Consider the following 14,203-nt stretch of genomic DNA (forward strand, 5'->3'; position numbering starts at 1 on the left):
AATCCCTTCTTTTCTTAACCTATCTTTTTATTTTAACAAAAACAGCAATAACACCACCACTTTCTTCCATCTTCTTCCCATCAAAAAGTTGCTATCTTATTGTATCCACAAACGAAAAAAGAGATGCCTCATAATAAGGCATCATCTTTTCTATACTTGCGGTTCAGATTCTACTTTCTCAACCTTCTTCTTGTTTTTCCCCTTTTTCAAACGACGGTTTTCAAGCATTAACCAAATTTGAGAGGCAACGAAAACAGAAGAGTACGTACCTACTATTAATCCAACAAGTAACGCAAACGAGAAGTTACGTAGTGACTCACTACCGAAGATAAGCAGTGCAATTACTGGGAATAACACTGTTAATACGGTGTTAATCGAGCGACCAAGCGTTTGGCGAATACTTGCATTTACGATTTCTTCTAGATCTTTTATATCGCGCACTCGTTTTTTCTGTTTGTATAATTCACGGTTTCTATCAAATGTAACAATCGAGTCATTAATAGAATAACCGATGATTGTTAGTACTGCAGCGATAAACGTTAAGTCTACCTCTAATTGGAAAATACTAAACATAACAATCATAACGAATGCGTCATGTAATAATGCAAGTACTGCAGATAGCGCATACGTAAATCGGAAACGAATACTTACGTATAAAATGATAACCGCAGAAGCAATCAGTACAGCGATAAATGCATTTCGTGCAATTTCTTTACCGATTGTCGGTGAAACTGTACTTACGTTTGGATCTGTACCATATTTATCGTGGAAGAATGTTTTTGTTTTCGCAATTTCATCTTTTGATAAAACACCTAATGTACGAACTGCGAAACCTTTATTGTCATCTCCAGTCGGTACAATATTTTCTTCCTTCACATCAATGTTCAATTCTTTAAAATCTTTATGAACATCAGACACAGTAACGGCTTGTTTTGATTGCAAGTCGATACGTGTACCACTCGCAAAGTCAATACCAAGATTCAATTTGAAAATTGGTAAGATAATTGCACCCGCAATTACAACTACAATCGAGAAGATAAGGAATTTATGACCGATATTTACGAAATTAATACGATCAAATCTCGTTGGCGGATGTACTACACCTTTTGTTAATGGAATAATATCCTTTTGTTTCACACCAAAATATCCTGGTTTTTTATCAAAGTAACGGCTCTTTACAAGTAGACCTAGTAAGAAACGAGTACCGAATACGTTCGTAATAAAACCAACCAAAATACTTACGATTAAACTTGTTGCGAATCCTTTTACAGAGCTATTACCATAAACGAATAACACACCAGCAGCTGCAAGGGTCGTAACGTTCGCATCTAAAATTGTTGCTAATGAACGATGGTTACCAGCACGGAATGCCGACATCATGGACTTACCGATTTTCAGCTCTTCTTTCAGTCTCTCGTACGTAATAATATTCGCATCAACTGCTATACCTACTCCGAGCACTAACGCTGCAATACCTGGCAACGTAAGAACTGCATGCATCCAGTTAAAGACAAGTAATGTAACGAAAATGTATAAACCTAACATAATAACCGCTACAAGTCCTGGTAAACGGTAGAATACAAGCATAAATAAGAAGATAAGAGCGATACCAATCGCACTAGCGAAAATCGTTTGCTCTAACGCTTGTTGACCAAATTTCGCTCCAACAGATGTTGAATACATTTCTTTTAAATCAACAGGAAGTGCACCTGCATTTAATAAAGATGAAAGTTGTTTCGCACTTTCAACTGTGAAGTTTCCACCTACAATAGATACCTCAGCTTGGTTAAATACTTGGCTTACTGTTGCCGCTGATAAGAACTTCGGATTCGGTTTTGCAGATTCTGCTTTATACGAATCTTTTCCTTCTTCAAAGTCCAGCCAAATTACCATTAAATTCGTTGGTGGTGGCATTTTTGAAATCTTTTCAGTTACTGCACGGAATTTTTCAGCGCTTTTTAGTGTAAGACCTACGCTCGCACGGCCTTGCTCATCAAATGTTTGCTTCGCTCCGCCGCCTTTTAAATCCGTTCCATCCATAAGAAGGTTATCATCCACATCACGGAATGTTAATTTCGCTTGTGTTGATAACATTTCACGTGCTTTTTGCTGATCTTGTACACCAGCAAGCTGTACACGAATTCGATCTTGCCCTTCGATTTGAATGTTCGGCTCACTTACACCGAGAACATTGACACGATTTTCAAGAGCACCTACTGTACTTACAAGTACGTCTCGATCGATTTTATCACCTTTTTTGGCTGGTTTTACTTCATACAGAATTTCAAAACCACCGCGAAGGTCTAGTCCTAGACTAATTCCTTTTGCTATGTCTTTTCCTGCCGCACCAATTACTCCACCGATTAATAAGACGATGAGGAAAAAGGCGGCAATTCTCGTACCACGCTTTGCCATATGTACCCTCTTTCTGCTACTAACACTTTCAATAAATCTTTTACGATTCACTGCTATACGTGTGCATACGCCTAGTTAGTAGACTTCCTTTCTATAATTTTTGCTAGCTCATCACTAGCTGTATAGGTAAGCTTTTACACTCCCTACACTTTCATCATTTATTTTCCTCTTCACTACCTCCTTTATATATAATCTTAGACACAATTATTTCCTCTTTATCAATACATATCATTATACTGCAAAAGGAAGAACAAACCAATTGCAGTCGGTTATTTATTTTCATACTCATCAAATGACCAAAGTGGCGCTTGGTAAGCTTCAACAGTTAAATATGTCATATATTCATTAGTACTTACTGTTAATACGTCATTAACTAATTCATACAATCTAACATCGCTGTCTATCTTCTTCCACTTTTTCACTTTAAGAAACTTCCAAATGTCATCATCTGTCACTCGGTCGTAACCGAACATTTGAAACTCTTCTACTTTACTTTCTAAAACGACTTGTAACTGTCCGCGGTATGATTCTACCAAAGCCTCTCTATCTAACATCTATAACATCTCCTTCTTATTTCAGCACGAAAAAGTCGCTTTAATCCCGCTCTAATGGACAGCAATAACTACTTTCAAGAGCACTATCACACTTCACTCTCTTAAATGCTTGTCATTCTTGTCTCGTACGTGCATATAAATTATTGTAAATCATTCCATTGATTTTGAGAAGGTAGGAGAAGAACATGACGAGACAAAGCTTTTTAAAAGGCGCATTTATTTTAATGATAGCCGGCTTTATTACAAAAATACTCGGCTTTATCAACCGCATAGTAATGGCACGTATTTTAGGAGAAGAAGGCGTTGGTCTTTATATGATGGCCGTTCCTACATTCATTTTAGCAATTACATTGACACAAATTGGTCTTCCTGTCGCCATCGCAAAATTTGTAGCAGAAGCGGAAGCTGTGAACGATAAACAAAGAGTTAAAAAAATATTAACCGTATCACTAGCTGTTACATCCGTTATTAGTATCATTTTAACAATCGGAATTATGTTCCTCACACCTATTTTAGCAAAAACATTATTAACTGACAAAAGAACGTACTATCCATTAATGGCCATTTTGCCCGTTGTCCCGGTTATTGCTGTTTCTTCTGTTTTGCGTGGTTACTTTCAAGGGAAACAAAACATGAAACCTAGCGCTTATGCGCAAGTTCTAGAACAAGTCGTCCGCATTACCATTATCGCTATATGCATCCAGTTATTTTTACCTTACGGCATAGAATACGCTGCAGCCGGCGCTATGTTATCAGCTGTTCTCGGTGAAGTTGCATCCTTATTATTTTTACTCACGTTATTTCAGCGAGAAAAACATTTATCAATACGCTCTGGATTTTTCACTACTGTAAAGGAAAGCAAAGGGACATTTTATTCTCTGATGGATATTGCCCTTCCAACTACAGGAAGTCGTTTAATCGGCTCCGTTTCATATTTTTTTGAACCTATTGTCGTTATGCAAAGCTTAGCAATCGCTGGTGTCGCTGCTTCTGTTGCAACCCAGCAATACGGTATATTAAACGGTTATGCATTCCCGCTCCTATCACTACCCGCCTTTATTACATACGCTCTCTCTACAGCGCTCGTCCCTTCTATTAGTGAAGCAATGGCAAAAAGACAACATAAATTAGTGGAGCACCGTTTACAACAAGCACTTCGAATTTCATTAATTACCGGCGGATGGTCTGTCGTTATATTATACGTATTCGCTTCTCCTGTTTTAACTCTTATGTATGGATCAGACAGCGCAACAGCATTCATTCAACTTCTTGCGCCTTGCTTTTTATTTCATTATTTCCAAAGTCCACTTACCTCTGTTTTGCAAGCTTTAAACTTAGCAAGAGCTGCAATGATGAATACATTTATTGGTGCCATCGTGAAATTAATCGTTATTTTTGTACTAGCATCAAGGCCAGAATTTCAAATGATGGGGGTTGCTCTCGCTATTGCTGCAAATATTGTAACAGTAACATTTCTTCACTACGCTACTGTTTTAAAAAAGATTACATTTACCATTTACGCAAAAGACTATATTTTCGGTGGACTCGCCATCGGTATTGCGGGCGCCTTCGGTTTTTATCTTCATAAATATATTATTTTCTCTCATGCCCTTGGCATACAAACATTATGGGAAATCACTTTAACAACAATTGTTTATATCGTACTTCTCTTCACTTTCAAACTCATTCGAAAAGAAGAGTTAAGTCGTCTCCCTATCATTCGTAAACTTTCATTTTTGAAATAAGTTGAAACTTTAATCAGTGGGGTAATCTCCACTGATTATTAGTTAAACTAATCATTCTTACTCTTTCAAAGGATAAATCTCTAATCTTCTTTTACATCAACAAAAAATTTTCCGTTTTGAAAACTACAGTATAAAATTTGTGTTACATCGTTATAACCTAAGTTTTTTAATTTCTCAATAAGCCATGCATCTGTATGTTCAATCATTTGTAAATGACTAGATTGAATTTCTCCATCAATAATAAGAGGAAGCGTAAACTGTAATGTATCTTGTTTATTTTTTTGTTTTTGAAAGACAGATAACTTCCCAGACGGTTCCAAAATAGCATATTCTACATCCCGAATATCTCCAACTCCTTGTTCCCTTAATTGCATCATTAAATCATCTATATTATAACGTTGCTTTCTCATCTTCTTTTCATCAATCTTTCCCGCGTTTACAAGAATAGCCGGCTCACCTTCTATTAAATGCCGAAAGCGTTGATACTTTAGGGAAATGACTGACAAAATAATTTGGATGCACATAAGAAAAGTCATCGGAACTAATTGATGCCAAAGTGATTTATCGGTATTTTCAATTGCCACTACAGCCATTTCTCCAAGCATAATAAATACGACTAAATCTAATACACTTAGCTCTCCTATCTCACGTTTACCCATAAGACGAAAAATAATTAAGATGATGATATACAAAAGCATTGTCCGTCCAATTATTGATATCCATTCCATTTCTACATCTCCTTTTTTACGTATAGACTCCCCTATAAAAAAGAAACTAGTCTAACTTAGACAAAAGGAAAATATGCTTGTATTAAAAAGGGGGAATGCATAAATGGATGGAACGAAAAAATTATCAACTGCAATTGGCTTCGGTATTGTTACACTACTAATTCTCGCATCTATTACTAGCATGATTATGGCTCTTTTATTAAAGTTTACGAATATAAACGAAGGGACATTAACCGTTACTATTTTTATACTCGCTCTTTTATCTATGCTTATGTCTGGATTTACTGCCGGCAAAAAGGCTCAAGGAAAAGGTTGGCTAGTAGGTCTCACAACAGGTCTCACGTTCACTATACTCGTTTTTTTAGTTAACTATTTAGGCTTTTCTCAAACTTTATCGAACTCACAATTACTTTATCAATTAGCATTAATGGGGGCGAGTACACTCGGTGGTATTTTCGGTGTAAATATGTCAAAGCAAAGTAACTAAAAAAGGCCCTGCACATTTCATGCAGGGCCTTCCACATTAGTTTTTCACAACTTCACGAATCGCATTGCGATCGAAAGTTAAGTGTGAACCACCAGATTTAATAACAATTTTTGTCTCATCTACTGATTCGATTGTACCGTGTAAACCACCGATTGTTACGATAGCATCACCTTTTGCTAACTCACTTTGCATTTGAGCAACTGCTTTTTGACGTTTTTGTTGCGGGCGAATTAATAAGAAATAGAAAATCGCAAACATCGCAACGATCATAACGATATTCATCATACCTGCATTCATCTTTTGTTCCTCCTTTTAAATTATGTATTAGAAGTTTTTAGCATTCGGTTTATTAAAGCCATACTGTTCAAAGAACTCTTCGCGGAAATCGCCAAGACGGTCTTCACGAATAGCTTGTCTCACCTGCTCCATTAAGTTTAACAGAAAATGAAGGTTGTGATAAGACGTTAAACGAATTCCGAACGTTTCATCACATTTCATTAAGTGACGAATGTACGCACGTGAGTAGTTTTTACATGTGTAGCAATCACAGTTTGGATCAAGCGGACCGAAGTCTCTTGCGAATTTCGCATTTTTTACAACAAGGCGACCTTCACTTGTCATACATGTACCATTTCGAGCGATACGAGTTGGAAGTACACAGTCAAACATATCAATACCACGAATTGCGCCATCGATTAACGAGTCAGGAGAACCTACACCCATTAAGTAACGAGGCTTATTATCTGGAAGAAGTGGTGTTGTAAACTCAAGAACACGGTTCATAATATCTTTCGGTTCACCAACAGATAAACCACCTACAGCGTAACCAGGGAAGTCCATTGAAACAAGATCTTTCGCACTTTGACGACGAAGTTCTTCGTACTCCCCGCCCTGTACAATACCGAATAAACCTTGATCTTGCGGACGTTCATGCGCTTTTAAGCAACGTTCTGCCCAGCGGCTCGTACGCTCTACAGATTTCTTCATATATTCAAAAGTAGCCGGGAATGGTGGACACTCATCAAATGCCATCATAATATCTGAACCTAATGCATTTTGGATTTCCATCGCTTTTTCTGGTGATAAGAATAATTTATCTCCATTTAAGTGATTACGGAAGTGAACGCCTTCCTCTTCAATACGACGGAAGTCACTTAAACTGAATACTTGGAAACCACCAGAGTCTGTTAAGATTGCACGATCCCAGTTCATAAATTTATGCAAGCCGCCTGCTTCACGAATAATTTCATGACCTGGACGTAGCCATAAATGATACGTATTACTTAAAATAATGCCAGAATCCATTGCTTTTAATTCTTCTGGTGACATTGTCTTAACTGTTGCAAGTGTACCAACTGGCATAAATGTTGGTGTATCAAATGAACCGTGCGGCGTATGCACACGACCTAAACGGGCACCCGTTTGTTTACATGTCTTAATAAATTCATAACGAATTGCTGTCATAACTTACTCCTTTTATTTGTTTCTCATTTTAGCGTGAGATGCAACGAACATTGCATCACCGAAGCTAAAGAAACGATATTTTTCTTTTACTGCTTCATTATAAGCATGAAGTACATTATCTCTATTTGCAAATGCACTTACAAGCATAATTAATGTTGATTTCGGTAAATGGAAGTTTGTAATTAAACCATCAATTGCTTTAAATTCATATCCCGGATACATGAAAATATCTGTCCATCCAGAAGCGGCGCAAAGCTTACCTTCATGATCTGTTGCAATTGTTTCTAACGTACGAGTTGATGTCGTACCTACAGTAATAATACGTCCACCATTCTCTTTCACACGATTTAATAATGCCGCTGTCTCTTCAGACATATGGTAATATTCTGCGTGCATATGGTGTTCTTCAATCGTGTCTGCAGAAACTGGTCTAAATGTTCCAAGCCCTACGTGAAGTGTAATGAATGCCAACTGAACGCCTTTTTGCTTTAACTTCTCAAGTAACTCTTCTGTAAAGTGAAGTCCCGCAGTCGGCGCTGCTGCTGAACCGATTTCTTTCGCATATACTGTTTGATAGCGATCGCGATCTTCTAGCGTCTCTTTAATATATGGAGGAAGTGGCATTTCCCCAAGTTCATCTAAAATTTCATAGAAGATGCCGTCATATGAAAATTCAAGCTGACGTCCACCTTGATCTGCAGTTCCTGTGCAAGTTGCTTTTAATTTCCCTTCGCCAAAAGAGATAACAGTTCCTTCTTTTACACGTTTCGCTGGCTTTACAAGCGTTTCCCACTTATCGCCTTCTTCTTGTTTTAAAAGAAGTACTTCAATGTGCGCGCCTGTATCTTCTTTCACACCGTGCAAACGAGCAGGCATAACTTTCGTTTCATTTAAAACTAAGCAATCCCCCTCATGTAAGTAAGAAAGAATGTCCGTAAAATGTTTATGCTCAATATCACCTGTTTCACGGTCTAACACCATTAATCTTGATGTTTCACGATCTTCTAACGGGACTTGTGCAATAAGTTCTTCTGGTAAATGAAAATCAAACAGATTTATATCCATAGCTATATCCACCTATTTCTTATTTAAATCGATTTATTATATACATAATAAAAGATAGTACAATACTTAACACAATACATGTAATGATAGGAAAATAAAAGGTAACGTTTCCTTTTTTCACAAAAATATCGCCTGGAAGCCTGCCAATGAACTTCCAAGCTAATCCAACAACGATGAGTAAGATTCCCGCTGTAATAAGCATTTTGGGCATCTCCATCATACTTTTGGCATCTCCATTCCGAAATGTTCATACGCAAGCGGCGTTACAATTCGGCCCCTTGGCGTTCGTTGTAAAAAGCCAATTTGTAATAAATACGGCTCATACACATCTTCAATCGTATGAGATTCTTCTCCAATTGTTGCTGAAACCGTTTCTAATCCAACTGGACCACCACGGAATTTCTCAATAATACCAAGCAGTAATTTATGATCAATATGATCTAGACCTAATTTATCTACTTGCAGTAGCTCTAATGCCATTTGCGTAATTTCCATCGTAACCGTTCCGTTACCACGAACTTGCGCGAAATCACGTACACGTCTTAAAAGACGATTCGCAATACGAGGTGTACCACGAGCACGTCTTGCAATTTCTAATGCAGCTAACGAATCGATTTCAACTTCAAATACTTCTGCTGTACGTTCAACAATCGCAGAAAGCTGATCTACTGTGTAGTACTCTAACCTTGAAAGTACACCGAAGCGGTCACGAAGCGGTGCCGATAATGCTCCAGCACGTGTTGTTGCTCCAACTAATGTAAATGGCGGTAAATCTAGGCGTACAGAACGTGCTGAAGGCCCTTTTCCAATTACGATATCAAGGCAAAAGTCTTCCATCGCAGGATACAATACTTCTTCAATTGATCTATGCAAACGATGAATTTCATCAATAAATAATACATCCCCTGGCTGAAGCGCTGTTAATACAGCAGCTAAATCTCCTGGTCTTTCAATTGCGGGACCTGAAGTTGTTCTAACATTAACGCCCATCTCATTGGCAATAATATTCGCAAGCGTCGTTTTACCAAGACCTGGTGGTCCATATAAAAGCACGTGATCTAACGTTTCTTCACGCATTTTCGCCGCTTCAATAAATACTTCTAAATTATGTTTTGCTTTATCTTGGCCAATATACTGACGGAGCGTCTGTGGCCGTAATGAATATTCTAAATCCGCATCTTCATATGCAGATTCCCCTGAAAGGAGACGTTCGTCCATTATACTCACCTCTTACCATTTAGTAAAAGACTAAGTGCCTTTTTAATATACTGATCCGTCGTTAATGATTCTTTTAATAACTCTGGTACAACACGAGAAACTTCGCGTTCTGCGTATCCAAGTGCGCGCAGAGCTTCCAGTGCCTCATCAAGCTCAGCTGATGAACCTTTCTTCTCATCAAAACGTTCTGTGTCTGAGAATAAATCAACAAATGCATCTGGTACGACATCTGCTAGTTTTCCTTTTAAATCTAAAATCATTTGGCGTGCTGTTTTCTTTCCGACGCCTGGGAATTTCACTAAAAACTTCTCATCTTCATGCTCAATCGCTTGAACGACCTGTCCTGTTTGACCAGAAGCTAAAATTGCAAGAGCTCCTTTTGGCCCAATGCCAGACACGCCTAACAACTTTGTAAATAATAAACGCTCTTCACGTGTTTTAAACCCGTAAAGTGCCATAATATCTTCTCTTACATAATGATATGTATAGACACGGATTTCTTGCTTACTTCTTTGAAATACATACGGATTCGGTGTGAAAATTTGATAACCAATTCCATTATGATCAATTACGACATATTCCGGCCCTACATACTCCACGTAACCTGTAACATATTCAAACAAAATACGATCTCTCCCTCTTAAATCATGTATTCCATTTTAACATATTTAATGATAGAAAAGCGAGACTACCCCAACAAATGTTCTCCACTTGAAACTTCTGTTATTTTCCATTGACAGAAAGGTTAAAGCACCTTAATATACAGAAGTCGATAATGATTATCAATACTAATTAAAGGGGTTACATCAGGATGAAACGTAAGCTATTTATTTTATTTACTATTATGCTCGTTGTTCTTTCTATCGTTGGCTGTTCTTCTCAAAAAGAAGAATCGAAGGCAAAAGAACAACCGAAAACAAAAGTTGTAAAACATGCTAAAGGTGAAGCTACAATTCCAGTAAATCCAAAGAGAATTGTTGACTTATCTGGATCAACAGAAGAACTATTACTTCTTGGACACAAACCTGTTGGTACAGCAAATACATATAAAGATAAAATCCAAAATCACTTAACAGACAAGTTAGATGGAGTAAAAGCAGTAGGTTGGTACTGGGCACCTAAAGTTGATTTAGAAGCTATTACTGCTTTAAAACCAGACTTAATTATTTTAAACAACCGTCAATTAAAAATTTATGATCAACTAGAAAAGGTTGCACCTACAGTTGTTCTAGAAACAAACTTAGAAGACTGGCGTGGTAAGTTTAAAGAAGTAGGTAAGCTATTTGACGAAGAGAAGAAAGCAGACAAATGGATTGCAGACTACGATAAGAAAGCAGACTCTTTATCTAAAAAAATTAAAGAGAAAACAAAAGATGAGAACTTTATGTTCGTTGCAGTTACACCACAAAACTTCCGTGTATACGGTAGCTTCGGATACGGTGACATCATCTTTAATGACTTAAAACTTCCAGCAACAAAAGGTACGGATTTAAAACAAACGATGGCGCAAGTATCACTAGAAGGTCTAGTTGCATTCCAGCCTGACCAAATGTTTATTGTAAACTTCGGCGGCGAAGCTGATAAAGTTTACGAAGACTACAAAAACAGTGCCGTTTGGAAAGACAATAAAGCAGTTAAAAATAATCACGTATATGAAGTATCAAATGAAGTCTTCAATACGAAAGCATTCAATCCAATCGGAAAAGATATGCTAATTGATGAAATCGCAAAAGAAATTTTAGCTAAAAACAAATAAGAAAAAAAGCAGCTCACCATGAGCTGCTTTTTTTCTTACTTTGAACTGCGTATTGCTTCATTTTTTCAATCGTCTTCACAAAACCTTCTTTTGATTTAATACGAATGCCACGTTTCAATTTCGCACGTTCATAGCTCTCAAGCTTTTTCATATCAATTTGAAAGAAAGAATGGATCGCATTATCACTTTTCGGTACACCTTTGAAAATTTGTAATATCCCTTCCTCTGAAACACCAAAATACCCGCTCGTTTTCAATAACGGAGAAATATCATCAACTTTCTTTTGCAATACAATTTGTACATCATCACGATCAACGAGCTGCCATTCTTTATACTGCTGTAAAAACTTTTCTAAATCCGTCACTTTTTCTGTAAGTATTTCTTCGCTTACTTCGCCATCAACATACATACGCTCTAATAAAATTGTAACCTCAGGTTCTTTTTTCGTTACTTCTGGTACTGGCCCTTCCGCCTTCACATTCGTTTCATAAACGAAACAAAACATCATAACGAAAGCTTGCATCGCAATCAGTATCCATTTCATTTCCGTTCACCTCTTTTAGGCAAAATCAAACTTTCATTAGTAGTTTTTCCGGAAATGGGGGTTTTATCCACATTACATTTCTTTCGAAAAATAAAAAAATACAGATTAGGATTTACCTCATCTGTATGTATCATTTACTTTTATATAAAATGAAAGACGCCTGCAAAGCAGGCGTCTTGATGCGTTTACGGCGAGAGACCAGGCGACCACATTCGCGTGTTTAGCACTTAAGCATATCTCTCGTCTTACGTAAATTAGCTCATCGCTTTGCTAATATAACATTAATAAAGTATAAGTGCAACATGTTTATAAAAATATTTTATTTCCTCTGTTATCCAAACGAACAATATGTAAATTATAAATTGATAATTGCAACATATATGTTACAATTAATGTGACAGCGAAATCATAATAAGCAGGGGATGAATATTATGAAAAAAATAAAGGATGAACGCCTCATTCTTCAAATGTTAAAAAACATACGTATTGTCTTTCTTTTTCAATACATTGGCGTAGTTGGAATTTTAGGCTATATCGGATTCACTGAAGGCATTGATCAAATTACGAAATCTCCATTGTGGCTATTATTTATGTTTACAAGTATTTTACTTGCTTATTTACAGTTAAGTGTTTCAATCGATGTAGAAGAAGGCGAAAAGGAAATACAGTTAACTCCTTATTACAAACTTGTCTTCCGCTCCCTTATTGTAGGAATCGTTATGGCTATTATTTATATTATTTTCAGTCCAGAAAGACCACTGTTTGAAACTATTTTAACAGGTAGTATTCTTTTCATATGCTTTTTAGTTTCTTACTCCGTTAGTTATTTTATTAAAAAACGTCGTTTACAAGACAACGATGAATAAAGAGGAAGGGCTCACCCTTCCTCTTTTGTTTTGTTATCGCACTGTACCAGTTAAACCGTAACGAATGTCTCGGAACATATTCACTATGTCACGATTAAAATCGTTTGTAACTGTACCGTTACGTAGACGCGTACTCATTGCATCGACACGAGTAAACATATCATTTCTTACAGAAACATATACGTTTCTGTTTCCAACTTCATTTGCAACAGCTTGACGAATTTCGTTAGCCATCGCCGTTTCATTTGTCACTGTGTTACGTGGTTTTACCGCAATCGCTACATCGTTTCCATATACAACTGTAGACACACGGTCTACGTTATTCATACGTTTCACACGATTTGTTATTCTTTCAGCTGTTTTACCATCATTGTTAATGTATGAATTGTTCATTGTAATATTACGAGTTGGATGCGGATTAGCAATTTGTCCATTGTAATTTACATCTCGATAATAATTGTATCCTGTATCGTTACGACCATTTCTATATGTTACATAATCTGTATAACGATCATTACGCGTCACATTATCACGATACTGGTGTGTATCATTATAAGATGTACGCTCGTAATTGTAGTTACGTCCATCCATTGCATTGTTTTTTGGTGTACCACATGCAGCTAATGCACTAGTAACTAACAAAGAAGCAGCAATCACTTTTACTTTCGTATTCAATACAAAAACCCCCTCTGTTAGAATGAGCTTCTCTACTGAAAAGCTCCCTCTTATGATGAGTAACAGAGAAGGTTTTTACACTGTTAATATTTCACTAGGAATTTTCTAGCACTTCATAAAAAAACTTCATTTTCTTAATTAACAGGAATGTAAAAAAGGCGGGAATACTCCCGCCTTTTTAAACTTCTTCTTCGTCCTCTTCTTCTGAAACGGGCTCTCCAAATACATTTGGTGGATCTGGTTGATAATACATCGTTCCTGGCTGTGGTGCATATGCAGACTGAGTTGGTTGATAATATAAAGGATTCGCATATTGCGGACCGCCTGGTTGTGGACTATATAGTCTACTTTCTCCTCCGCATCCACAATCTTCCTCACCCTGCACAAGCGGCGGCATATTATTATTATCCATTGGCATCATATTCGGATTTGGCATAGACGTATATTGCGGTCCAAACGGCGCTCCTTGCTGATATGGCATTTGATATGGATTTTGTTGTTGATAATACGGATTCGGCGGCATCATGGGCTGTTGATACGGCATTTGATACGGCATCATATTGGGTGGTTGATTGTTATCCATAATTGGCATCATATTCGGCATTTGATTGTTATCCATAATTGGCATTATATTCGGCATTTGATTGTTATCCATAATTGGCATTATATTCGGCATTTGATTGTTA

At 37.1% G+C, this 14,203-nt stretch carries 15 protein-coding genes; 4 read left to right on the top strand and 11 right to left on the bottom strand.

Annotated features, from left to right (window positions below):
- Positions 1–150 precede the first annotated feature (150 nt).
- A complete protein-coding gene (gene secDF / locus DN399_RS21725; RefSeq protein WP_049107979.1) occupies positions 151–2,415 on the bottom strand; it encodes a protein translocase subunit SecDF in 2,265 nt (754 codons plus the stop codon).
- A gap of 269 nt (positions 2,416–2,684) precedes the next feature.
- Positions 2,685–2,969 carry a post-transcriptional regulator gene (locus DN399_RS21730; RefSeq protein ID WP_000886979.1) on the bottom strand — a complete coding sequence of 95 codons (285 nt, stop codon included), beginning with the start codon at positions 2,967–2,969 and terminating at the stop codon, positions 2,685–2,687.
- A 185-nt stretch (positions 2,970–3,154) separates the two neighbouring features.
- Between DN399_RS21730 and spoVB the strand changes: the two genes are divergently transcribed.
- Complete coding sequence (spoVB, locus tag DN399_RS21735; protein WP_149149929.1) at positions 3,155–4,714, top strand: stage V sporulation protein B; 1,560 nt, start codon at positions 3,155–3,157, stop codon at positions 4,712–4,714.
- A gap of 80 nt (positions 4,715–4,794) precedes the next feature.
- On the opposite strand, the gene DN399_RS21740 is transcribed toward spoVB, so the two are convergent.
- Positions 4,795–5,442, bottom strand: coding sequence for a DUF421 domain-containing protein (locus DN399_RS21740; RefSeq protein WP_000454817.1), 648 nt, complete (start codon positions 5,440–5,442; stop codon positions 4,795–4,797).
- Between the two features lie 103 nt (positions 5,443–5,545).
- Between DN399_RS21740 and DN399_RS21745 the strand changes: the two genes are divergently transcribed.
- Positions 5,546–5,929, top strand: coding sequence for a TIGR04086 family membrane protein (locus tag DN399_RS21745; protein WP_000349150.1), 384 nt, complete (start codon positions 5,546–5,548; stop codon positions 5,927–5,929).
- A gap of 36 nt (positions 5,930–5,965) precedes the next feature.
- On the opposite strand, the gene yajC is transcribed toward DN399_RS21745, so the two are convergent.
- From yajC to ruvA, 6 genes are read right to left on the bottom strand one after another with little or no spacing between them, the layout of a single operon-like run.
- Positions 5,966–6,226, bottom strand: a complete 261-nt coding sequence (gene yajC, locus DN399_RS21750; RefSeq protein WP_000991115.1) for a preprotein translocase subunit YajC — start codon at positions 6,224–6,226, stop codon at positions 5,966–5,968.
- A 27-nt stretch (positions 6,227–6,253) separates the two neighbouring features.
- Positions 6,254–7,393 carry a tRNA guanosine(34) transglycosylase Tgt gene (gene tgt, locus DN399_RS21755; protein WP_000125365.1) on the bottom strand — a complete coding sequence of 380 codons (1,140 nt, stop codon included), beginning with the start codon at positions 7,391–7,393 and terminating at the stop codon, positions 6,254–6,256.
- Positions 7,394–7,405: 12 nt separating this feature from the next.
- Entirely contained in the window at positions 7,406–8,458 is a 1,053-nt protein-coding gene (gene queA / locus DN399_RS21760) for a tRNA preQ1(34) S-adenosylmethionine ribosyltransferase-isomerase QueA (RefSeq protein ID WP_000354015.1), read from the bottom strand.
- Between the two features lie 19 nt (positions 8,459–8,477).
- The gene (locus tag DN399_RS21765) at positions 8,478–8,678 is read right to left on the bottom strand and encodes a DUF2905 domain-containing protein (protein ID WP_000970410.1); all 201 of its coding nucleotides are present in this window, start codon (positions 8,676–8,678) and stop codon (positions 8,478–8,480) included.
- Positions 8,675–9,676, bottom strand: coding sequence for a Holliday junction branch migration DNA helicase RuvB (ruvB, locus tag DN399_RS21770; protein WP_000344450.1), 1,002 nt, complete (start codon positions 9,674–9,676; stop codon positions 8,675–8,677). Before ruvB ends, DN399_RS21765 begins: the two co-directional genes overlap by 4 nt.
- Before the next feature lie 5 nt (positions 9,677–9,681).
- Positions 9,682–10,299 (bottom strand): Holliday junction DNA helicase RuvA, encoded by a 618-nt coding sequence (ruvA, locus tag DN399_RS21775; RefSeq protein WP_000464511.1) that lies wholly within the window; start codon positions 10,297–10,299, stop codon positions 9,682–9,684.
- Positions 10,300–10,487: 188 nt separating this feature from the next.
- On the opposite strand from ruvA, the gene DN399_RS21780 reads away from it, so the two are divergent.
- A complete protein-coding gene (locus DN399_RS21780) occupies positions 10,488–11,432 on the top strand; it encodes an iron-hydroxamate ABC transporter substrate-binding protein (RefSeq protein WP_149149930.1) in 945 nt (314 codons plus the stop codon).
- A gap of 13 nt (positions 11,433–11,445) precedes the next feature.
- Here DN399_RS21780 and DN399_RS21785 read toward each other — a convergent pair whose 3' ends face one another.
- Complete coding sequence (locus tag DN399_RS21785; protein WP_000871175.1) at positions 11,446–11,976, bottom strand: BofC C-terminal domain-containing protein; 531 nt, start codon at positions 11,974–11,976, stop codon at positions 11,446–11,448.
- A gap of 431 nt (positions 11,977–12,407) precedes the next feature.
- Here DN399_RS21785 and DN399_RS21790 point away from each other — a divergent pair, with 431 nt between their 5' ends.
- Positions 12,408–12,842, top strand: coding sequence for a branched-chain amino acid ABC transporter substrate-binding protein (locus DN399_RS21790; RefSeq protein WP_113304279.1), 435 nt, complete (start codon positions 12,408–12,410; stop codon positions 12,840–12,842).
- A 33-nt stretch (positions 12,843–12,875) separates the two neighbouring features.
- On the opposite strand, the gene DN399_RS21795 is transcribed toward DN399_RS21790, so the two are convergent.
- Positions 12,876–13,517: a YhcN/YlaJ family sporulation lipoprotein gene (locus DN399_RS21795; protein WP_001093542.1), complete on the bottom strand. Its 642-nt coding sequence runs from the start codon at positions 13,515–13,517 to the stop codon at positions 12,876–12,878.
- Positions 13,518–14,203: the final 686 nt, after the last annotated feature.

Origin of the sequence: Bacillus sp. AR4-2 (genome assembly GCF_008274865.1) — a bacterium.
GTDB classification, from domain to species: Bacteria; Bacillota; Bacilli; order Bacillales; family Bacillaceae_G; genus Bacillus_A; species Bacillus_A cereus.